Below are 20,549 nucleotides of genomic sequence, written 5' to 3'. Positions count from 1 at the left end.
AATGAGCAATCGAAGGATGAGGAAGCCTTCGCAGTCCTCCTATGGAGCTTCTCCCATATATAGCGATTTCTGAAACACGGCTGCCAAACCGCGGGGAGGCGTGTGCTGAGGAAAACCGTCGGGATTATGGACGCGAACCCTTGGGGAAGACTATGATAGGAAAGCTGTCCGCAACACACAGAATGGGTGATCCATGAAGATTAGCGCGCGCAACCGTCTCAAGGGAAAGATCATCGCCGTTAGCAAGGGAGCGACGACCGCCCATGTCCGCATAGACATCGGTAACGGGATAGTCATTACGTCCTCGATCACCAATGAGGCCGTTGATGAACTCGCACTCGCAGTAGGCGGCGACGCCTATGCTGTCGTAAAGGCTTCCGATGTGATGGTCGCCATCGATTGAGTGTTCAGAAATCGCTCGCCGCAACATAAAGCGCGGCGAGCGCTTCGAAGCCTGCCTGATCGTCGGTGTCGAAGCGCCCGGGCAAGGGGCTATCGAGATCAAGAACGCCAAGCACTTGACCGTCCTTGATGAGCGGAACTACCAGTTCGGATCGTGAGGCGGCATCGCAGGCTATGTGACCCGGGAAAGCATGCACGTCCGGAACCAGCATGGTCTGCCTGCGCGCCACCGCACCTCCACACACGCCCTTTCCGACCGGAATGCGGACGCAGGCAACCTTACCCTGGAATGGCCCGAGCACCAGCACGTCATTCGCCTTCAGAAAATAGAAACCGGCCCAGTTGAGGTCGGGCACGAGATTAAAAACAAGTGCGGCGACGTTTGCCGCATTGGCGATGAAATCACGCTCGTCATGCAGCAGGCCGGCAAGCTGCGCAGCCAAATCGCCATAGAAAGCTGTCTTGCTTTCGGCTTCGATAGTCGTCGTGGCAAACATGTCTTCACCTTTCCAGCACCAAGCCCTTGGCTGCAGCGCATGGTTTCTGATCACCATGGCGGGAATTTGGCAGGCGGGTGAGCAATACACCGCCCAATGCGGTCTCGACAAGCCGTCCGACACTCAGGTTAGATGAGTGTCGAATTCACCGCAAATTCTTAGATATATAGACTTATGAATATTCTAACATTCTGTAATAAAAAGAATTTTAACGTGTTCTGATTGACATGAGTAATGCTTGGTTTTCACCAGTCGGCCATCGGGGAGGAGCCACCGTCACCCGGCGGGATCGTGTCAACAGGCTTGCGCAACGGCGCATGGTGCGATCGGCCGAAACTATCGCCCGGCAAGACCGTGGTGGAACCTAGCTGTCCCCGGACAGACAAGTACGCCCGTTGTTTGTGTCCGCAGGAAAGTCACTCCTGTCCGCCTTTACAATCCTCATGCTGGCCATCAGCATGTCCGTCGATGCTTTTGCCGTCTCCGTCGGGCGTGGCGCTGCCCTTGGCCGGCCGAAATTTCGCGAGGCCATGCGAACCGGGGCCGTCTTCGGTATTGTCGAGGCGATCACGCCCTTGATCGGCTGGGCGGCGGGTTTCGCGGCAAGTCGTTATATCCAAGCTGTGGACCACTGGATCGCCTTCGGCCTGCTCTCTGCCGTTGGCCTGCATATGCTTCACGCGGCGAGCCAGAAGCATGAAGATGCGAAAGCGGGTCCGGAAAAAGCGTCCATGTATGTGTTGATTGCCACGGCTGTCGGCACCAGTCTCGATGCCATGGCCGTCGGCGGTTCACTGGCTTTCCTGAACGTCAACATCCTGGCGATTGCCGCAGCGATCGGCCTTGCGACGTTCCTGGCGTCATCTGGCGGCTTGATGATCGGCCGTCTGATCGGCGAGCGTTTCGGCCGTATCGCCGAGGCCTTCGCGGGCGTTGCACTTATCGCGCTGGGCATTTCCATCCCGATCGAACATCTGTCGATGTGACCGGCGTTGCTGATTCCTATTCCACCACGGCACGAAGCGTGCGGATGGTGTCCTCGGCGAGCTCGTCCGTCACATGGGTTTTCGGTGTTAGGCTTATAGGCTCTCGGTGCTCGGAGCTGCGACGGCTGCCTTCTCCGGCATGTCGATGGTTCGCATCAATTTTACCAGCCAGTTGACGAAGACACGCACCTTGTTGCTGAGGTGACGGGTCTGCGGATAGACGACGTAGAGCGGCAAAGGGGCGTGTTGCCATTCGGTGAGGACGCGGATCAGCTTGCCCTCGGCAAGCGCTTCGCGGGCCATGAACCGCGGCAGCTGCGCGACGCCGAGGCCTGTCAAGGCGGCCGTCATGTAGGAGCGGGCGTCGTTGGCGGAAACAACGTACCTGGGGACGATGTCCCGGGTTTCGCCATCTCGGGTGAATTCCATCGGCAGGATGCGTCCTGCCTGTGCCTGCAGGTAACCGACGGCGAAGTGATGTCCTCCCGTCATGTCTTCCGGTGTGGTCGGCGCCCCCATCTTTTCGAGATAGACGGGGGAGGCGCAGGTGACCATCGCGATTTCCGAAATCTTGCGGGCGATCAGCGACTGGTCGCTCGGCGTGCCGGCGCGCAGCGCGCAGTCGACGTTTTCGGCCATGTAGTCCACCAGTCGGTCGCCGACGCCGAGGTCGATGTGGATCTGCGGGTGGCGCGAATGGAAGTCGCAGAGCGAAGGGATGACGATCAGGTCGGCGAAGGCGCCGGCCATCTCGACACGCAGGCGGCCGGAAGGCTGCGCCTGCGAATTCGACAGGTTGCCGTCGAGCTCTTCGATTTCGGAGATGATCTGCGAGGCGCGTTCGTAGTAGAGTGCGCCATCGGTCGTCACCATCACGCGACGGGTCGTCCGGTTGAGGAGGGTCGTGCGCAGATGCCCCTCCAGTCCCTGGATGAGATTGGTGACGGTGGTCTTGGGCATGTTGAGCGCAGTCGCGGCACGGGAGAAATTGCCGGTTTCCACGACCCGCACGAAAACCCGCATAGCGGAAAGCTGGTCCATGAGCCACTCCTTTCGTTGCGATGCGATATTATTCGAAATTTCGAATAGTGAAACCCAATTCCATGCACTTATCCAAGAAGTGTGGAATAATGATATCCAATTCAAGTGAAAGCGTGCACCCATCCACTTCGGACAGTGTGTTGCATGCGAAAGGCCAGGCAATGGGCAGCGAATGGAAAGATATGGAAGTGGATGGCGCGACAAAACGTTCCATGCCCTTCCGGATCTATGACGGCTCGATGCAGGGAAAGAAATCGCCGGTCGTTCTTTATTTCGGTGGCGGTTCATTTCTCGACAAGGACCGGAACGAGGAAAGCCCGATCGCAAGGGTTTTCGCCAATTCCGGCGCCCTGGTGATCGAGGCTGACTATGCGCAGCCTTCGGAGAACGTTTTTCCGAAGGCGCTCGAATTTGCCTTTGCCGCCTTGCGTTGCCTCAGCAGCAAACGCAAGCAGTATGGTGGCCGTCGGTCACTGCTGCTTGTCGCTGGTGAAGAGGCCGGCGGCAACGTCGCGGCGGGCGTGGCACTTAAGGCCCGCGATCAGATGCCGAATGAGATCGACGGGCAGATTTTGCTGTCGCCGCTCATCGATCCGCTGATGGCGACGGCTTCCTTCCGCGAAGCGGAGGCGACCGGAATGCGCGACCGCTGGACGGAAGGCTGGAGCCATTATCTCGGCTCCGGCGGGGGATATTGCCACCCCTATGCCGCGCCGGGGCATTGTTCGCGATTGTCAGGTGTGGCTCCCGCACTGATCCTGACATCGCAGGACGATCCGCTCAGGGACGAGGCTGCCGATTATGCCGCCCGCCTTGTGGCGGCGGGCGTCGAGGTGACGAGCCGCGTGCTGCCAGCCTGTCAGGGCTGGACGCAGATTTACGATGCCGGGGCGATGGCGGGGTGCGTTCCGCCGGATGCGCTTCGAGCAGAATTTGAGGGTTTTATCGAGGGACTGGAAAACAGAACCTCCTGCTTTTGAGAGAATGACCGGTCCACTTTAGGACCATAAGGAGATACCGATGTCGTCGAACAAGAGACGCTGGGCCCTGTGGGGCGCCGGCCTGGGCGTTGCCGCGTCCATTTCAGCCGTGGCATTCCATTTCGATTATATTCCGGGCGTCAATGTGACGCCCGCCGCAGCCGCAACCGCGGCCGTTGAAGTTCCGGCTGTGCCGGTGACCGTTGCCGCCGTCGAACCGCGCAGCGTCACCACATGGCAGGATTTTTCCGGCCGGCTGGAAGCTATCGACCGGGTTGAAATCCGCTCGCGCGTTGCCGGTGCGATCCAGTCGGTTCATTTCCGCGAGGGCGCGTTGGTCAAGGCCAACGACCTTCTCGTGAAGATCGATCCGGCGCCTTACGAAGCCGCCGTCGCCCAGGCGCAAAGCCTGCTCGCTTCGGCGCGGGCGAAACTCGATCTCGCCGATACCGAGCTTGCGCGCGGCGCAAAGCTGGTCGCCAAGAACATCATTTCTGACAGCGATTTCACCCAACGCCAAAGCGGCCGGAGCGAAGCGATTGCCAATGTTCAAGCAGCTGACGCAGCCCTGACCACGGCAAAGCTGAACCTTGGCTACACCGAAATCCGCGCGCCAATCGACGGGCGGGTGGGCAGGCTCGAAATCACCGAAGGCAATCTTGTAGCCGCCGGCTCCGGCACTCCGTCGCTGACGACGCTGGTGTCATCAGGCGAGATTTATGCGAGCTTCAACGCCAATGAGGAGCTGATCGCCCGCACGCTGGTGCAGCTTCCTCAGAATGCCGGCGCACTGCCGGCAATCGAGCAGGTTCCGGTCAAGATCGGCACGCTCAGCGATGAAGGCACGCCGCTCACCGGCAAGCTGCAACTGATCGACAACGAGGTCGATACCGCAAGCGGCACCATCCGTGTGCGCGCCATCTTCGAAAATCCCGGCAACCGCCTGATCCCCGGCCAGTTCGTGCGCATCCGGATGGGCGAACCGAAGGCTGAAGAGCGGCTGATGATCAGCGAACGCGCTCTTGGCACCGATCAGGACAAGCGCTTCGTCTTCGTAATCGATGACAAGAACACCGTGAACTACCGTCAGGTGGAGCTCGGCGCTTCGGTCGATGGTCAGCGCATCGTCGAGAAGGGCCTTGCGGCCGGTGACCGGATCGTCGTCAACGGCCTGCAGCGTGTTCGCCCCGGTGTTTTGGTTGATCCGCAGACGGAAGTCGCCGCCCAGTAAAATGAAGAAGCCGGCGGGAGGGACCCGCCGGATTTCCCTATAGCTCAACCGAATGCTTTCGGCCCGTGGCCGCAAGCCGGGGATGTTTTGTCCCTATTGTCAGCCCTTTGGAGAGGGTACCGCCATGAATATTTCACGGTTTTTCATCGACCGCCCGGTCTTTGCGGGCGTCCTGTCGCTGCTGATCGTTATTGCCGGCCTTATCGGCATGCGGTCGCTGCCGATTTCCGAATATCCCGAAGTCGTGCCGCCGTCTGTCGTCGTGCGCGCGCAGTATCCGGGTGCCAACCCGAAGGTCATCGCGGAGACGGTGGCGACGCCGCTCGAAGAGTCGATCAACGGCGTCGAGGACATGCTCTATATGTCCAGCCAGGCGACCGCCGACGGCGTCATGACGCTGACGGTGACGTTCGCTCTGGGCACCGACCCGGACAAGGCGCAGCAGCTGGTGCAGAACCGCGTGAGCCAGGCTGAACCGCGCCTTCCCGCGGAAGTGCGCACGCTTGGTGTGACGACGGTCAAGAGTTCGCCCGACCTGATGATGGTTATCCATCTGAGTTCGCCGGACAATCGCTACGACATCACCTATCTTCGCAACTACGCGGTGCTGAACGTCAAGGACCGGCTGGCTCGCATTGACGGTGTCGGGCAGGTGCAGATCTTCGGGTCCGGCGATTATTCCATGCGCATCTGGATCGATCCGCAGAAGGCTGCTGAACACGGTCTTGCCGCCAGCGACATCGTCGCGGCGATCCGCCAGCAGAACGTGCAGGCGGCAGCCGGCGTCATTGGCGCCTCGCCGAATCTTGATGGCATCGACCTGCAGCTTTCTGTCAACGCCCAGGGCCGCCTGCAGTCGCCGGAGGAATTCGGCCGCATCATCGTCAAGAGCGATGCCAACGGTGCGATCACCCGCCTTCACGACGTTGCCCGTATTGAACTCGGCGCTGCCGATTATTCGCTGCGCTCGCTTCTCGACAACAAGCCGGCCGTCGCCATCCCCGTTTTCCAGGCTCCCGGCTCGAACGCCATCGAGATTTCCGACCAGGTGCAGGCGACGATGGACCAGCTCCAGATCGCCATGCCGGAAGGCGTGCGCTACGACATCGTCTACGACACGACCCAGTTCGTGCGCTCCTCGATCGAGAAGGTCATCGACACCCTGCTGGAAGCGATCGCGCTCGTCGTTCTGGTCGTCATCCTCTTCCTGCAGACGTGGCGTGCCTCGATCATCCCGCTGCTTGCCGTTCCCGTCTCGATCATCGGCACCTTTGCGGTGATGTATGCCTTTGGCTTCTCGATCAATGCACTCAGTCTGTTCGGGCTGGTGCTGGCCATCGGTATCGTCGTCGATGATGCGATCGTCGTGGTGGAAAATGTCGAACGCAACATCGAAAACGGGCTGTCTCCACGTGAGGCGACCTACAAAGCGATGCGCGAAGTCTCCGGCCCGATCATTGCAATCGCGCTGGTGCTGGTCGCGGTCTTCGTGCCGCTCGCCTTCATCACCGGCCTTTCCGGGCAGTTCTACCGCCAGTTCGCCTTGACCATCGCCATCTCGACGGTGATCTCGGCGATCAATTCGCTCACTTTGTCGCCAGCGCTGTCGGCTTTGCTGCTGAAGGACCACCATGCGCCAAAAGATTGGCTGACGCGCGTCATGGACGGTGCCTTCGGCTGGTTCTTCCGCGGCTTCAACCGGGCCTTCGGCGCAAGCTCGAATGCCTATGGCCGAGGTGTCGGCAAGCTCCTGTCGCGCAAGAGCATCATTATGCTCATTTATGTGGTGCTGGCCGGCACGACCTATCAGCTCTTCCAGGCGGTTCCCGGCGGCTTCGTGCCGGCGCAGGACAAGCAGTACCTGATCGGCTTCGCCCAGCTTCCCGATGCCGCCACCCTCGACAGGACCGAGGACGTCATCAAGAAGATGAGCGAGATCACGCTGGCGCAGCCGGGCGTCGAACACGCCATCGCCTTTCCGGGCCTGTCGATCAACGGCTTCACCAATGGCTCGAATGCCGGCATCGTCTTCGTCGCACTGGCTCCGTTCGAGGAACGCACCACGCCGGAACTGTCTGCTGGCGCGATCGCCATGCAGCTCAATCAGAAGTTTGGCGCCATTCAGGATGCCTTCATCGCCATGTTCCCGCCGCCGCCCGTCCAGGGCCTCGGCACGACCGGCGGCATCAAGCTGCAGATCGAGGATCGGGCAGGCCTCGGGTATCAGGCGCTCGATGAGGCAACCAAGGGCTTCCTCGCCAAGGCCTACCAGACGCCGGAACTGGCCGGCCTGTTCTCGAGCTTCCAGATCAACGTGCCGCAGCTCTATGCAGACCTTGACCGCGAGAAGGCGGAACAGCTCGGCGTCTCGGTGACGGACGTCTTCGATACGTTGCAGATCTACCTGGGTTCGCTCTATGTCAACGACTTCAACGCCTTCGGCCGCACCTACAGCGTGCGGGTGCAGGCGGATGCGAAGTTCCGCGCGCGGGCCGAGGATATCGGTGCGCTCAAGGTTCGCTCGCAATCGGGCGAGATGATCCCGCTGTCGACGCTCCTGAAGGTGAATGCGACGACGGGGCCGGAGCGCACCACGCGCTACAACGGCTTCCTCGCCGCAGACATCAACGGTGGCCCCGCACCCGGCTTCTCCTCGGGGCAGGCCCAAGTGGCGGTCGAGCGTATCGCGGCCGAAACCCTGCCGAAGGGTATCGACTTCGAATGGACAGACCTGACGTACCAGCAGATTCTTGCGGGCAGCTCCGGCTTCATCGTCTTCCCGCTGGCGCTGCTGCTGGTCTTCCTCGTGCTTGCCGCGCAATATGAAAGCCTGACCCTGCCGCTTGCGATCGTCATGATCGTGCCGATGGGGGTGCTGGCGGCGCTGACGGGCGTGTGGCTCACGGGGGGAGACAACAACATCTTCACTCAGATCGGCCTCATCGTCCTTGTGGGGCTCTCGGCGAAGAACGCGATCCTGATCGTCGAATTCGCCCGCGAGCTGGAATTCGAAGGGCGCACGCCGGTGCAGGCGGCGATCGAAGCCAGCCGGTTGCGTCTGCGGCCGATCCTGATGACGTCTGCGGCCTTCATCATGGGCGTCGTGCCGCTGGTCGTCTCGACGGGGGCGGGTGCCGAGATGCGCGCGGCCATGGGTGTAGCCGTGTTCTCGGGCATGATCGGCGTCACCTTCTTCGGCATCTTCATGACGCCGGTGTTCTACGTGCTGGTCCGCAAGCTGACGGGCAACCGTCCGCTGATCCAGCACGGCGAGGCAACGTTGGCCGCGCATCCCGCACCAGCGGAATAAGCCACCCACTTTGAGAACAAACGGCTCCGGGCATGCCCCGGGGCCGTTTTCCTATGCAGTGAAAGCATTTGTTAAGCATGATCGGGTGCCACCCATGCATCTGCCGCATGGCCGCCCTGAAACCTTGTCACTTATCGAAATGAGCGCAATCGCCTATATTCCAATCATCGAAACGACGTTGGAACCAAGCAGGTTGCTGGCGTCACGGATACCTCAGGAAGGGGATCATCATGAACGTAGCACGCTCTTTCAACAACTGGCGCAAGTATCGTCAGACCGTTACCGAACTCGGCCGCATGACCGACCGCGAACTCAGCGATCTCGGCATTGGACGCGGTGATATCGCCGGCGTCGCCCGCGCGGCTGTCGCCCGCTAAAAACGTCCGGTCCACATGGATCGATTGCATGACGCCCGCTGATGACGCGGGCGTTTTTGCGTTTTGGGTTTCCTCGTCTCCGCGCGGGGGGAAGGGGATGGAAGACCCTCTCGCGGCCTATGCGTTTCTGCATAGCTGCACTGCAACAAAGTGCATTTAATAAGCAATTAAATCGGGTATAGTGGTTTTCATCGAAGCAATGCACCTCCTCCCGCAGAGCTTTGAGTTTCAGACGGCCCACTCCTCCTCCCAGGGACGTCTGTAGGAACAGCGGCACTCCTCCTCCCAGTCGCTGTTCGGTTTTTCGGAAAAGCCTGCCGCACCTCCTCCCGCGGCAGGCTTTTTCATTTCCGGGTGTCGTGTTCTCCGGCCAGCCGGGAAAATTTCAGAGATTTTCCTTCAGCAATACTTCGATGCGGATTTTTTCCTGCGATGCCAGCGGTTCGCGCAGGTCGGTGCGCGCGCGCATGATGCGCAATGCGCTGCGCACCGCATGTCCCGGATCCTGCGCGATGATCGCATCAATCTGCTCGCCGCGCAGTGCGTCCTCGGTAAAGGGCGTGCGTTCATGCACGACGACGGTCAGCCTGCCGCGATCGTCATTTTGCCCGATGGCAGCGATCGGGATGCGCGCTTCCGCACTCAGCACGTAGGCGGCGGTGATGTCGCCATTGTTTTCGAGCATTCTCTGGATGACCGCGCGTGCTCTTTTCTCGTCGCCATATGTTTCCAGCGACGGCAAGCCTTGTAAATGGGGAAACTGGCTGTTGATGATGCTGTCGAAGCCCAGTCGCCTTTCGATGCTGTCCTGCGCCATCATCGTCTCGGCCACCACCATGATCTTGCCGGGCTCCTTGCGCAGGAAGCGACCGATGATCTTGCCGGCGGTTGCACCCGCCGCGAAGTTGTCGATGCCGACGAAATCGGTGTTTTCAAGCTTTTCCTGACCGGAGAGAAATTGCACGACCTTGATGTCGCGCTCCAGAAGCCGGCCCATCGCGTCGCGGACCTGAGGTGATTCCGGCGCCATGATCGCGACGCCATCCATCGTGGCAGCGTCAATCGACGACAGGTACTTTGCGACGAAATGCGGATCGCTGATCGGGATTTGTACGGCCTCGACGGCGGTGAGGTCCGATTGCAGCGCCTCCTTCGCCTCGTCTACGCGCTGTAGCAACTCCTTGAGATACTGGTCACCCGCCGTTGGTAGCACGAAGCGGAAGCGATATGTCTTGTTTCGCGCCAGGTTAACTGCCGCTGGGTTTTTGAAAAAGCCGATTCTTTCAATGGCGTCGTTGACAAGGCGATAGGCTTTCTTGCTGACATTGGCGCGGTCGTTCAGCACTCTGTCGACGGTCGCAAGGCTGACACCGGCTGCCTCGGCAAGGTCCTTCGCGGTGGGCCGCATCGGGTTTTCATCCTCTTCCTGAATTCTGGTTTGTCGATGTTCTCTTACAGAAATGAACAAAAAGCAAGAAATTGAGGTGCGCACCTCAAAAATCGCTTGCATTGAGGTGCGCACCTCAATTATGAATGAATCAACAACAATTGCTGTGGGTCCGGCTTGATGCCGGTGGAGGGAATTGCTGTTCGTGAGGGTCGGAGGAGGGTGCGGTCGTCCGCAGCGTCAGCCTGCCCTTTTTGCCCCGCCGGGGCATGTTTCGTTTTCCGATGGAGGTCGGGAAACACAGAGGGAGGTAATCAACATGCAGTCGAAGTACCTGAAGACCATGGTCGCCGCCGGTGCCCTCATGGGAGCCAGCGCGATGGGCGCAACATCCGCCCGCGCCGACGATTTGACATTGTGCTGGGCCGCCTGGGACCCGGCAAACGCCCTTGTCGAACTCAGCAAGGATTTCGAGGCCAAGTCCGGCCACAAGATGAAATTCGAATTCGTGCCGTGGCCGAATTTCGCCGACCGCATGCTCAACGAGCTGAACTCGGGCGGCAAGCTCTGCGACCTGATGATCGGCGACAGCCAGTGGATCGGCGGCGCAGCGGAGAACGGCCAGTATGTGAAGCTGAATGACTTCTTCGACAAGGAAGGCATCAAGATGGCCGATTTCATCCCGGCCACCGTGACCGGCTATTCCGAATGGCCGAAGAATACGCCGAACTACTGGGCGCTTCCGGCCTTCGGCGATGTCGTTGGCTGGACCTACCGCAAGGACTGGTTCTCACGTCCCGAACTTCAGGCGGAATTCAAGACAAAATACGGTCGTGACCTCGCCGTTCCCAAGACCTTCGCAGAGCTGAAGGACATTGCCGAGTTCTTCCAGAACCGCAAGATCGACGGCACCACCGTCTACGGCGCGGCGATCTATACCGAGCGCGGCTCGGAAGGCATTACCATGGGCGCCATGGACGTGCTCTACAGCTTCGGCTTCCAGTACGACAATCCCGACAAGCCCTATGATCTAGAGGGCTTCGTGAATTCGCCGGAGGCCGTCGCCGGTCTTGAATACTACAAGGCGCTCTATGATTGCTGCGCACCTCCCGGATCGTCCGACGCCTATATGTCGGAGAACATCGACGCCTATAAATCCGGTCAGGTTGCGCTTCAGATGAACTTCGCCTTCATCTGGCCAGGCATCAACGCTGATCCGAAGGTCGGTGGCGACAAGTCCGGCTACTTCGCCAATCCTGCGGGGCCAGGCGGCAAGCAGTTCGCCCAGCTCGGCGGCCAGGGTATCTCAGTCGTCTCCACCTCCGAAAAGCAGGCGGCGGCGCTTGAGTATATCAAATGGTTCGCCCAGCCGGACGTGCAGGCTAAGTGGTGGAGCCTCGGCGGTTATTCGGCACTGCGTGCAGTGGTCGAGGATCCGGGTTTCGCGACCAGCCAGCCCTACGCACAGACCTTCCTCGATTCCATGGCGATCGTGAAGGATTTCTGGGCCGAGCCCTCCTACGCCTCGCTGCTGCAGGCATCGCAGAAGCGTTTCCACGACTATGTGATCGCCGGCCAGGGTACTTCCAAGGAAGCGCTCGACGGCCTGGTCAAGGACTGGACCGACGTCTTCACCGACGAAGACAAGTATTGATCCGTAGCGTCGTCTGAACGGAACAAGGAGCAGGGCCGTTTGCACGGCCCTGCCAATCATCTCCCATATGTAAGAGGGTATCATGTCCGATACACCGATGGATCGCGCCGCGCGGGCGACGCCGCCTGTGATCGCCCGGCGCATCCGGGGATTGTCAGATCGTTCGATCGCTTGGCTGTTCGTGGCACCGTCGATCATCCTGCTTCTGGCGGTCAATATCTTCCCGCTGATCTGGACCGTCCGGCTGAGCTTCACCAATTTTCGCGTCAACCGCCCCAATGCCGCCGTCGAGTTCATCGGTCTGCAGAACTACCGGCGCATCCTGACGGATGGCGACATCTGGCTGACCATGCAGGCGACGGCGCATTTCCTGATCTGGACGATCGTCCTGCAGGTGCTTATCGGCTTTTCGCTGGCCTATCTGATCAACAAGAAGTTTCGAGGCAACGATCTGTGGACGACCATAATCGTGCTGCCGATGATGCTGAGCCCCGCCGTCGTCGGCAACTTCTGGACCTTCCTCTACCAACCGCAGATCGGCCTGTTCAATTATGCGGTGAGCTTCCTGACCGGCGTCGATCCGTCCAGCTTCTCGATGATCGGCAGCGTCAATCTGGCGCCCTGGGCGATCATCATCGTCGATACCTGGATGTGGACGCCCTTCGTCATGCTCATCTGCCTTGCCGGCCTGCGCTCCATTCCCGACAGTATCTATGAGGCAGCCGAATGTGACCGTGCCAGCAAATGGCGCCAGTTCTGGACGATTACCATTCCGATGGTCCTGCCTTTCCTGATGCTGGCGATCCTGTTTCGCGGTATCGAGAACTTCAAGATGTTCGACCTCGTCGTGCAGCTGACCGGTGGCGGGCCGGGATCGACCACCGAGCTCACCTCGATCAACCTCAAGCGTGAGGCCTTCGAGAAGTGGCGCACGGGCTATGCCTCGGCCTATGCGGTTATCCTCTTCGTCACCGTCTTCGGCCTTGCGTCGATCTACGTGAAAGCCCTCAACAAGGTCAAACAGCGATGAGCTATTCTGTTACGGAGCCGTCTGCCCGCCAGAAATGGTTCGCAGGCATCCTGGTCGTGTTCTATGCCGTGGTGACGATAATGCCGCTTTTGTGGATCATCACCACCGGCTTCAAGTCGCCGTCGGATGCGATCGCCTATCCGCCCAAGGTGGTCTTCAATCCGACGCTCGAAGGCTATGTCAACCTCTTCACCACCCGCACCCGCGTTTCGCCCGAAACCCTTGCGGAGATGGGCGAGCCCACCACCTGGTACGAGCGCCTCGTGCGCAAGGACGGGCTGGTGATTGCCGGGCCGTCGCGTTTCGGCGAACGTTTCACCAACTCCGTGATTATCGGATTCGGCTCGACGGTGCTCTGCATCGTGCTCGGAACGGCAGCCGCCTACGCCTTCTCGCGCTTCAAGGTGCCGCTGAAGGATGATCTGCTGTTCTTCATTCTCTCTACCCGCATGATGCCGCCGATTGCCGTTGCCATCCCGATCTTCCTGATGTTCCGGCAGCTCGGCCTCAGCGATACGCATCTCGGCATGATCCTGCTCTATACCGCCGTCAACCTGTCGCTCTCCGTCTGGCTGCTCAAGGGGTTCATCGACGAAATTCCGGTCGAATACGAGGAGGCGGCGCTGATCGATGGTTACACGCGGTTCCAGGCCTTCTACAAGGTCGTGCTGCCGCAGGCCGCGACCGGCATCGCCTCGACGGCGATTTTCTGCCTGATCTTTGCCTGGAACGAGTATGCCTTCGCGGTTCTCCTGACCTCCGGTACGGCGCAGACAGCGCCGCCCTTCATTCCCACCATCATCGGCGTTTCCGGTCAGGACTGGCCGGCGGTCGCCGCGGGCGCCACGTTGTTCCTGGTGCCCGTGATGGTCTTCACCATTGTCCTTCGCAAGCATTTGTTGCGTGGCATTACCTTTGGAGCGGTGCGCAAATGAGTGCGTTTTTTGACGGATTGCGCCGGTTCCGGCGCAGCCAGTGGGAGCTCGTCGCCTCCTTCCTGATCGCGGCCGGCGTCGTCATGCTGATGCAGCCCTTCGCTGTCTCATTGTTTTCCTATTCGTTCATTGTCACCCTGGTTGGGACCGTGATGTTCATCATCGTAAGCCACTTTCCGGAGTGATCATGGCGCAAATCAGAATTGAAAACGTGCGCAAGGAATTCGGAAGCTTCACGGCAGTCCAGTCTTCTACATTCACGATCGAGGACGGCGAATTCTTCATGCTTCTCGGCCCCTCCGGCTGCGGCAAGACCACGACGTTACGCATGATGGCCGGTCTCGAGCTGCCCACCAGCGGCGAGATCTACATCGATGGCGAGGAGGTCGGCATGAAGCCGGCCAGCCAGCGCGACATCGCCTTCGTCTTCCAGATGTTTGCGCTCTATCCGCATATGAATGTGCGTCGGAATATCTCCTATCCGCTGCTTTCCCAAGGCGTGCCCAAGGCGGAGGTGAAGACCCGTGTCGCCGAGGTCGCGCGTATTCTTCGGATCGAGGATATTCTCGACAAGCCTGTCGGCGGCCTTTCCGGCGGCGACCGCCAGCGCGTGGCGCTCGGCCGCGCGATCGTGCGGCGTCCCAAGGCGTTCTTCATGGATGAGCCGCTTGGCGCCCTTGATGCCGAGTTCCGCGAGCACATGGCCGAGGAGTTGAGAGCGCTGCATGACCGCATGGGTGCAACGACGGTCTACGTGACCCACGACCAGCTCGAAGCCATGCAGATGGGTGACAAGATCGTTGTCATGAACCACGGCGTCGTCGAGCAGTTCGGCAAGCCGCAGCAGATCTACGACTGGCCGGCCACCAAGTTCGTCGCCAAGTTCATCGGCTCGCCGCCCATGAACTTCCTTGACTTCGACGGCATGATCGGCATCGGCGGCGACAGGATCGAACTTGCGGGCAAGACGGTCGAGGTGCCGGTTTCGCGCGAGGGTGCGACGGGAAAGCTGACGCTTGGTGTTCGCCCCGAAAACATCGTGTTTTCCGATACATCCACGTTCCGCGGCCGGGTGATCGCCACCGAATATCTCGGCACCACCCAGATCGTCACGCTGGCGACCCCCAATGGTGACGTCAAGGCGCGCACCGGCTCCGAGCATGTCATTAACCCGGGAGAGACAATCGGCCTGGAGTTCGACCGGCGCACGCTGACAGTCTTCGAGGAGAGGGGACAGGCGCTGCTTTCGGCGGCAAACGAGGGAGTGCTGAACCATGGCTGAGATCCGGCTTGAAGGCGTCACCAAGACGTTCGGTTCGCATGTCGCGCTCGACAATGTGTCGATGACCGTGCCGAACGGCTCCTTCGTCGTGCTGCTGGGGCCGACAGGGGCCGGCAAGACTACTACGCTCCGCATGGTTTCCGGTCTCGATCACCCCGACAGCGGCGAAATCTTCATCGGCGGCCTGCCGATGCGCGGGCTGACCCCGGCCCAGCGAAACGTCGCGATGGTCTTCCAGCAATATTCGCTCTATCCGCATCTGACGGTGCGGCAGAATCTCGAATTCCCGCTGAAATCGCCCCTGCTGAAGACTCCGCCGGCCGAGATTACCCGCAAGGTCAATGCGATCGCCGAGGTGCTGCAAATTTCCCACAAGCTGGACAACAAGGCGACGACCCTTTCCGGCGGGGAAATGCAGCGGGTATCGATCGGCCGGGCGCTGGTGCGCAACCCGCAGCTCTACCTCATGGACGAGCCGCTGAGTTCCCTTGATGCGAAGCTCAGGTCCGATCTGCGCATCGAGCTCAAGAGCATCCAGGCCAATTCTGGCGCAACGCTGCTCTATGTGACCCATGACCAGATCGAGGCGATGACCATGGCGACGCATGTCGGCGTCTTGCACCAGGGCAGGCTGGTGCAGTTCGGCTCGCCACGGGATATCTATGAAAACCCGGTCAGCGTCTATGCCGCCGCAAGGCTCGGCCAGCCGCGCATCAACATCCTGCCGGCGGATATCTTTCCGTCTTCCCCTGTTGGCGCCGCGACCATCGGGCTGCGGCCCGAGCATATCTCGCAAGGCGAGGGCGAAGACAGTTTCGTGCGGCGCGTGGAGCATCTGGGCGACCAGACCCGCCTGCACCTGTCCTACAAAAACCATGACCTTGTCACCGTGACGGCAGCCCATACGGGCTTGCGCAACGGCGATATCGTGAAAATCCAGCCGAACAAGCCGCTCTATTTCGACGCGGACGGCATACGGCTTTAACTCTTTGATTTAACGCATTTCCGGACGCGCTTCGCACTTTTGCTGGAAATGCTCTAGGGAGCGACCAATGGCACAATTCATCAACAAAAGAGAAGATGTCGTCACCGAAGCGATCGATGGCCTGCTCGCCACCTCCGGCGGCAAGCTTGCCCGGCTGGACGGCTACCCGCATATCCGCGTCGTCATCCGCAACGACTGGGATAAGTCCAAGGTGGCGCTGGTCTCCGGCGGCGGCTCGGGCCATGAGCCTGCCCATGCCGGTTTCGTCGGGGCTGGTATGCTGACGGCTGCCGTCTGCGGCGATGTCTTTGCCTCCCCGAGCGTCGATGCGGTGCTCGCCGGTATCCTCGCGGTCACCGGCCCCGCAGGCTGCCTGCTCATCGTCAAGAACTATACCGGCGATCGCCTGAATTTCGGTCTTGCAGCCGAGCGTGCCCGCGCCTTTGGCCTCAATGTCAGCATGGTCATCGTCGATGACGATATCGCTTTGCCGGACCTGCCGCAGCCGCGCGGTGTTGCCGGAACGCTGTTCGTGCACAAGATCGCCGGTGCCGCCGCCGAATCCGGTGCCGATCTGGAGACAGTGACGGCCGCCGCCAAGCGCGTCATATCGTCAACGAAAAGCATTGGCATGTCGCTCGATACCTGCACCGTACCCGGCTCTCCAAAGGAAAACCGCATCCCGCACGGCATGGCCGAGCTTGGCCTCGGCATTCACGGCGAAGCGGGGATCGAGCAAGTCGCATTCACCGATGCGAAAACGGCCATGGCGGCCGTTGCTGCCAAATTGCAGGCGACCATCGGCGAAAAGTCGCATGTGGCCCTCATCAACAATCTCGGCGGAACGTCAGTTCTGGAAATGTCTGTGCTGACCCATGAGTTGCTGAATTCGGCTGTCGGCAAGCATATTTCCCATGTCGTCGGCCCGGCGCCGATGATGACCTCGCTCGACATGCAGGGTTTTTCAATTTCGCTCTACCCGGCCGGGAAGGCCGATCTCGATGCCTTGGGCAAGGCGGTCACGCTTTCCGCATGGCCGGGCCTCCACGCTGTCGGCTCCATCTCCATTGCCGCCCTGCCGGATGGGCTGAAGCCAATCACGCCGCTGCCGTCCGATCACAAGCCGACACGCGAATTCCTGATCAGCTGCTGCAATGTGCTGATCTCAGCCGAGCGGGACCTGAATGCGCTCGACGCCAAATCGGGCGATGGCGATACGGGGTCCACCCTCGCCGGCGCGGCAAGAGCACTCATCAAGGCGATGGACCGGCTGCCGCTGTCGGACCAGACGCAACTTTACCGCGCGATCGGGCTTGAACTCAGCCAGACGATGGGCGGTTCTTCCGGCGTGCTACTCGCCATTTTCTTCGCTGCGGCCGGCGACGGCGCGTCCAGCGGCCTGCCGATGCGTGATGCCCTGAAGGCTGGGCTTGCCCGCATCCAGGAAATCGGTGGTGCCAGCGTTGGTGATCGCACCATGATCGATGCGTTGGCACCTGCTCTCGATGCACTCGCAGATGGTATCAAAGCGGCTGCGATCGCCGCGCGCACCGGCGCCGACACGACGGCCAAGCTGGTAAAGGCGAAAGCCGGACGTGCCGTCTATATCAATGCCAAACAGCTGGAAGGCCACGCCGATCCGGGTGCCGAGGCCGTGGCTCTCCTGTTTGAACATCTCGCAAATTGAGATAGGTGGGCGGAACCGCGATATTCCTGCCAATCATCCGCTGGTAGTATTCCGCGGCGCAGGCATTCTAAACACATGGTCGCCGATCGGCACGTTTTCTGTGACCAGCCGAGGCGACCCTTATCGGAGATGACCAGGCGAATGCCGGTCTTCTCCATGCTGTTGTTCGTGCGTTGTGGTGCAGGTTTCGCAAACCGATCCCGGCAGAGGCGCGGGCACACCTTTGTTTTCCCCATTTTCCTCATTTAGCACAGAGTGAAATTTTCCTCTTTACAAATCGTGTTAAACGTTTTTATTTTGATATAAACGTTTAACACGTCATTTGAGTTGCCGACAGAGGAGGATCCGTTGGCGTCGATCCGTATCGAAAATCTTCGCAAGGGTTTCGGCTCGCTGGAGGTGCTGAAGGGCATCGACCTCGATATCGCCGATGGTGAATTCGTCTGCTTTCTCGGTCCATCCGGTTGCGGCAAGAGCACACTGCTGCGCTCCATCGCCGGTCTTGAGGATCTGGATGGCGGCGCCATCCGGCTGGGCGACCGGGATATTACCCATGTGCCCTCGGCCAAGCGCGATATCGCGATGGTCTTCCAGAACTACGCGCTCTATCCGCATATGAACGTGCGCAAGAACCTGTCCTTCGGGCTGGCGCTGAACGGCATGAAGCGCGACGAGATTGATCGGCGGGTGGACAACGCCGCCGATATCCTGCGCATCCGGGAATTGCTTGCCCGCAAGCCGCGCCAACTCTCCGGCGGCCAGCGTCAGCGCGTCGCCATCGGCCGCGCCATCGTGCGGGAACCGAAGCTCTTCCTGCTGGATGAGCCGTTGTCGAACCTCGATGCCGGCCTGCGTGTGACGATGCGTGTCGAGCTTGCGGCGCTCCATACCCGTCTGGCTGCGACCATGATCTACGTGACCCACGATCAGGTCGAGGCGATGACACTTTCCGATCGGGTCGTTGTGCTCGACAAGGGCAAGGTCAGCCAGTTCGGCACGCCGCTGGAGCTGTTCTATCAGCCCGCCAATCTCTTCGTCGCCGGCTTCATCGGCTCGCCCCGCATGAACTTTGTCGAGGCGACTATCGCCTCCCTGGATGCAGGACGCATCACGCTGTCCGGCGGCGGCCTCAAGCAGGCGGTTACCTTCGAGGCAGAATCCGCTACGGCGATGACCGCCGCCAGCAAAGCCACGCTCGGCATCCGGCCGGACAAAATCGAGATCGTCTCTGCGGGCGAGGGTGAGCTTTCAGGCACCGTCCGCCTCGTTGAGCGGCTCGGCACCGAAAGCCATGTGCACATCGGTCTCGATGACGGCCGCCCCATGACAGCGGTGGTGCGCGGCACGCATCCGGTCGCCAACGGGCAAGCCATCCATCTGCGGCTGCCGCCGCAGCATTGTTATCTGTTCGATGCGGAAGGGCAGGCCGTTCGCCGCGTCCTCGATGCGGAGACGCAGTCATTGATCACCAACGAAAAGGGGAAGCGGGTCGCGTGACCCGCAAGAGGAGCATAGACATGAGGAAAGACATCAAATTCATCGCCGGTTCGCTGATCGCGTTTGTGCTTGCGGGAAGTGCAACGGCACGGGCCGAAGAGACCCTGCGCTTTGCCACCTGGGATAGCGACGAAAGCCTTGCGATCCAGCAGGCGATCGCCAAGAAGTTCGAGGAGAAGCATCCGGGCGTAAAAGTTCAGGTCGAGCCCTATGCCGATGGTTACGACCAGAAGCTGGTTGCGGCCTTCGGTGCCGGCAGCCCGCCGGATGTCATGTATATGTGGAACTTCCCGCAATACTACACGTCGCTGATGCCGCTCGACGACTTGATCGCCAAGGACGCCACCGAGATCAACCCGGCCGATTTCCCGGAAGGCCTGATGAAAACGACGCGCGTGGCGGGCAAGACCTATGGTATGCCATCGGGCTTCACCACCCAGGTCGTGTTCTACAACAAGGACATGTTCAAGGCGGCCGGCGTCGAGGAGCCGAAGGACGGCTGGACCTGGGACGACCTGCGCGCCAAGGGAGCGAAATTCCGCGACAAGGACAAGAAGGTCTATGGCTTCGCAGTCGATGCCAAGCCCGATCCGTATGACTTCGAACAGTTCCTCTGGTCGAACGGCACCAAGTACATCTCCGACGACGGCAAGACCATCGACGGTTACATGAACAGCGATGCGGCCGCACAGGTTCTCGACATGTTTGCCGACATGGCCAAAAAGGAAGAAGCTGTCACGCTGCATGTCGGTGACGACACGTCAGGCGAGACGCTGTTCAACGGCCAGAAGATCGCCATGTTCCAGAGCGCCATGTGGTCTAAGGCGGGCATCGATGCCGCCGGCTTCAGCTATGGCGTGGCGCCGCTGCCGAAATTCGGCGACAAGCCGGCCCATTCGGCGCTCGGTGTTTCGGCGATGTCGATTGCCAAGGACGCTGCTCATCCCGATCTCGCCTGGGAATTCGTGAAGTTCTTCTCCTCGCCCGAAGCGGTTGCCATGCGCACCAACGATCTTCCGGTGCGCACCAGCGTTGCGGAAGAAAAGGGCATGACGACGGACCCAGTCTACAAGCCGTTCTTCGACATTCTCGCGACGTCGAACAAGGAAACCCATGCATTCCTGAAGAACCAGAACTGGGGCAAGGTGCAGGACAATCTCGCCCGCGCCATCGAAGCCACGATGATCGACCAAGGCAACGCCAAGCAGCATCTCGATGATGCCGTCAAGCGTTCCCAGCGGTTCCTGAAGTAAGAACGGAGCGGGGAG

At 60.4% G+C, this 20,549-nt stretch carries 18 protein-coding genes and 1 riboswitch; of the genes, 15 read left to right on the top strand and 3 right to left on the bottom strand.

From position 1 onward, the window contains the following. Positions 1-193: 193 nt before the first annotated feature. On the top strand, positions 194-403 hold the full coding sequence (locus QO002_RS24455; protein ID WP_307234746.1) for a TOBE domain-containing protein: 210 nt from the start codon (positions 194-196) through the stop codon (positions 401-403). Between the two features lie 4 nt (positions 404-407). Here the strand turns inward: QO002_RS24455 and msrC are convergent, their stop codons facing one another. Then, positions 408-899 (bottom strand): free L-methionine (R)-S-oxide reductase MsrC, encoded by a 492-nt coding sequence (gene msrC / locus QO002_RS24450; RefSeq protein ID WP_307234744.1) that lies wholly within the window; start codon positions 897-899, stop codon positions 408-410. 249 nt (positions 900-1,148) lie between these two features. After that, positions 1,149-1,317: riboswitch (yybP-ykoY riboswitch) on the top strand. 4 nt (positions 1,318-1,321) lie between these two features. On the opposite strand from msrC, the gene QO002_RS24445 reads away from it, so the two are divergent. Beyond that, positions 1,322-1,885 (top strand): manganese efflux pump MntP, encoded by a 564-nt coding sequence (locus QO002_RS24445; protein WP_307235071.1) that lies wholly within the window; start codon positions 1,322-1,324, stop codon positions 1,883-1,885. Positions 1,886-1,978: 93 nt separating this feature from the next. On the opposite strand, the gene QO002_RS24440 is transcribed toward QO002_RS24445, so the two are convergent. Continuing rightward, on the bottom strand, positions 1,979-2,926 hold the full coding sequence (locus QO002_RS24440) for a LysR family transcriptional regulator (protein ID WP_307234741.1): 948 nt from the start codon (positions 2,924-2,926) through the stop codon (positions 1,979-1,981). Positions 2,927-3,087: 161 nt separating this feature from the next. Here QO002_RS24440 and QO002_RS24435 point away from each other — a divergent pair, with 161 nt between their 5' ends. The 4 genes from QO002_RS24435 to QO002_RS24420 all read left to right on the top strand — a co-directional run bounded on the left by QO002_RS24435 (position 3,088) and on the right by QO002_RS24420 (position 8,824). Beyond that, complete coding sequence (locus QO002_RS24435) at positions 3,088-3,906, top strand: alpha/beta hydrolase fold domain-containing protein (RefSeq protein ID WP_307235069.1); 819 nt, start codon at positions 3,088-3,090, stop codon at positions 3,904-3,906. Between the two features lie 40 nt (positions 3,907-3,946). Then, a complete protein-coding gene (locus QO002_RS24430; RefSeq protein ID WP_307234739.1) occupies positions 3,947-5,137 on the top strand; it encodes an efflux RND transporter periplasmic adaptor subunit in 1,191 nt (396 codons plus the stop codon). Between the two features lie 124 nt (positions 5,138-5,261). Continuing rightward, on the top strand, positions 5,262-8,447 hold the full coding sequence (locus QO002_RS24425) for an efflux RND transporter permease subunit (protein ID WP_307234737.1): 3,186 nt from the start codon (positions 5,262-5,264) through the stop codon (positions 8,445-8,447). Positions 8,448-8,677: 230 nt separating this feature from the next. Next, positions 8,678-8,824, top strand: coding sequence for a DUF1127 domain-containing protein (locus QO002_RS24420; RefSeq protein ID WP_307234735.1), 147 nt, complete (start codon positions 8,678-8,680; stop codon positions 8,822-8,824). A gap of 385 nt (positions 8,825-9,209) precedes the next feature. On the opposite strand, the gene QO002_RS24415 is transcribed toward QO002_RS24420, so the two are convergent. Next, a complete protein-coding gene (locus tag QO002_RS24415) occupies positions 9,210-10,232 on the bottom strand; it encodes a LacI family DNA-binding transcriptional regulator (protein ID WP_307234733.1) in 1,023 nt (340 codons plus the stop codon). Positions 10,233-10,554: 322 nt separating this feature from the next. Between QO002_RS24415 and QO002_RS24410 the strand changes: the two genes are divergently transcribed. The 9 genes from QO002_RS24410 to QO002_RS24370 all read left to right on the top strand — a co-directional run bounded on the left by QO002_RS24410 (position 10,555) and on the right by QO002_RS24370 (position 20,534). Further along, positions 10,555-11,865, top strand: coding sequence for an ABC transporter substrate-binding protein (locus tag QO002_RS24410; RefSeq protein ID WP_370878593.1), 1,311 nt, complete (start codon positions 10,555-10,557; stop codon positions 11,863-11,865). 82 nt (positions 11,866-11,947) lie between these two features. Next, entirely contained in the window at positions 11,948-12,895 is a 948-nt protein-coding gene (locus tag QO002_RS24405; protein ID WP_307234729.1) for a carbohydrate ABC transporter permease, read from the top strand. Then, positions 12,892-13,830, top strand: coding sequence for a carbohydrate ABC transporter permease (locus tag QO002_RS24400; RefSeq protein WP_307234727.1), 939 nt, complete (start codon positions 12,892-12,894; stop codon positions 13,828-13,830). Before QO002_RS24405 ends, QO002_RS24400 begins: the two co-directional genes overlap by 4 nt. Then, the gene (locus tag QO002_RS24395) at positions 13,827-14,015 is read left to right on the top strand and encodes a hypothetical protein (RefSeq protein WP_307234725.1); all 189 of its coding nucleotides are present in this window, start codon (positions 13,827-13,829) and stop codon (positions 14,013-14,015) included. The genes QO002_RS24400 and QO002_RS24395 overlap by 4 nt, the downstream gene beginning before the upstream one ends. Before the next feature lie 2 nt (positions 14,016-14,017). After that, the gene (locus tag QO002_RS24390) at positions 14,018-15,112 is read left to right on the top strand and encodes an ABC transporter ATP-binding protein (protein ID WP_307234723.1); all 1,095 of its coding nucleotides are present in this window, start codon (positions 14,018-14,020) and stop codon (positions 15,110-15,112) included. Continuing rightward, positions 15,105-16,097, top strand: a complete 993-nt coding sequence (locus QO002_RS24385) for an ABC transporter ATP-binding protein (protein ID WP_307234722.1) — start codon at positions 15,105-15,107, stop codon at positions 16,095-16,097. Before QO002_RS24390 ends, QO002_RS24385 begins: the two co-directional genes overlap by 8 nt. 67 nt (positions 16,098-16,164) lie before the next feature. Beyond that, positions 16,165-17,784: a dihydroxyacetone kinase subunit DhaK gene (locus QO002_RS24380; RefSeq protein WP_307234721.1), complete on the top strand. Its 1,620-nt coding sequence runs from the start codon at positions 16,165-16,167 to the stop codon at positions 17,782-17,784. A gap of 348 nt (positions 17,785-18,132) precedes the next feature. After that, positions 18,133-19,281: an ABC transporter ATP-binding protein gene (locus QO002_RS24375; RefSeq protein ID WP_370878576.1), complete on the top strand. Its 1,149-nt coding sequence runs from the start codon at positions 18,133-18,135 to the stop codon at positions 19,279-19,281. 20 nt (positions 19,282-19,301) lie between these two features. Further along, positions 19,302-20,534 (top strand): ABC transporter substrate-binding protein, encoded by a 1,233-nt coding sequence (locus QO002_RS24370; protein WP_307234718.1) that lies wholly within the window; start codon positions 19,302-19,304, stop codon positions 20,532-20,534. The last annotated feature ends 15 nt before the right edge of the window (positions 20,535-20,549 follow it).

Origin of the sequence: Pararhizobium capsulatum DSM 1112, assembly GCF_030814475.1 — a bacterium.
Taxonomy (GTDB): Bacteria; Pseudomonadota; Alphaproteobacteria; order Rhizobiales; family Rhizobiaceae; genus Pararhizobium; species Pararhizobium capsulatum.
The sequence above is the reverse complement of the archived record's forward strand: the minus strand, read 5'-3'. Positions and strand labels throughout refer to the sequence as shown.

Bases quoted from the DNA above. Each gene is read 5' to 3' on its own strand.
- QO002_RS24455 (WP_307234746.1), top strand. From the start codon at position 194: ATGAAGATTAGCGCGCGCAACCGTCTCAAGGGAAAGATCATCGCCGTT.
- msrC (WP_307234744.1), bottom strand. From the start codon at position 899: ATGTTTGCCACGACGACTATCGAAGCCGAAAGCAAGACAGCTTTCTAT.
- QO002_RS24440 (WP_307234741.1), bottom strand. From the start codon at position 2,926: ATGGACCAGCTTTCCGCTATGCGGGTTTTCGTGCGGGTCGTGGAAACC.
- QO002_RS24435 (WP_307235069.1), top strand. From the start codon at position 3,088: ATGGGCAGCGAATGGAAAGATATGGAAGTGGATGGCGCGACAAAACGT.
- QO002_RS24430 (WP_307234739.1), top strand. From the start codon at position 3,947: ATGTCGTCGAACAAGAGACGCTGGGCCCTGTGGGGCGCCGGCCTGGGC.
- QO002_RS24425 (WP_307234737.1), top strand. From the start codon at position 5,262: ATGAATATTTCACGGTTTTTCATCGACCGCCCGGTCTTTGCGGGCGTC.
- QO002_RS24420 (WP_307234735.1), top strand. From the start codon at position 8,678: ATGAACGTAGCACGCTCTTTCAACAACTGGCGCAAGTATCGTCAGACC.
- QO002_RS24415 (WP_307234733.1), bottom strand. From the start codon at position 10,232: ATGCGGCCCACCGCGAAGGACCTTGCCGAGGCAGCCGGTGTCAGCCTT.
- QO002_RS24410 (WP_370878593.1), top strand. From the start codon at position 10,555: ATGGTCGCCGCCGGTGCCCTCATGGGAGCCAGCGCGATGGGCGCAACA.
- QO002_RS24405 (WP_307234729.1), top strand. From the start codon at position 11,948: ATGTCCGATACACCGATGGATCGCGCCGCGCGGGCGACGCCGCCTGTG.
- QO002_RS24400 (WP_307234727.1), top strand. From the start codon at position 12,892: ATGAGCTATTCTGTTACGGAGCCGTCTGCCCGCCAGAAATGGTTCGCA.
- QO002_RS24395 (WP_307234725.1), top strand. From the start codon at position 13,827: ATGAGTGCGTTTTTTGACGGATTGCGCCGGTTCCGGCGCAGCCAGTGG.
- QO002_RS24390 (WP_307234723.1), top strand. From the start codon at position 14,018: ATGGCGCAAATCAGAATTGAAAACGTGCGCAAGGAATTCGGAAGCTTC.
- QO002_RS24385 (WP_307234722.1), top strand. From the start codon at position 15,105: ATGGCTGAGATCCGGCTTGAAGGCGTCACCAAGACGTTCGGTTCGCAT.
- QO002_RS24380 (WP_307234721.1), top strand. From the start codon at position 16,165: ATGGCACAATTCATCAACAAAAGAGAAGATGTCGTCACCGAAGCGATC.
- QO002_RS24370 (WP_307234718.1), top strand. From the start codon at position 19,302: ATGAGGAAAGACATCAAATTCATCGCCGGTTCGCTGATCGCGTTTGTG.